We start from the raw sequence: 266 nt of genomic DNA on the forward strand, positions 1-266 counted from the left end.
GTATACTGAGTAGGTGTTCCTGTTGTAGCTGTTACTGTTAGTGTAGCTGAAGTATCTCCAACACAAACTGATGGATCGTTTACTGTAGCTACTGGATTCGCATTGATCGTTACTGTAAAAGCATCTGTACCACTACAACCATTGCCATCAATATAAGTAATCGTACCGCCATAAGTATTTGCTGCGGCTGCACCTGGAATTGTAAAAGTAGCTCCCGTTAAACTTGTATTGGTTGTAACATCACTAAAACCTGCTGCTTCTGCAGC

1 protein-coding gene is annotated in these 266 nt (G+C 41.7%); it reads right to left on the reverse strand.

What is annotated here, in order from left to right; translation table 11 throughout:
* Positions 1-266 (reverse strand): hypothetical protein (locus Q1A15_RS20970; RefSeq protein ID WP_299628409.1); only part of this gene is annotated, 266 nt, incomplete at both ends.

The organism is uncultured Tenacibaculum sp. (genome assembly GCF_947495995.1).
Classification (GTDB): domain Bacteria; phylum Bacteroidota; class Bacteroidia; order Flavobacteriales; family Flavobacteriaceae; genus Polaribacter.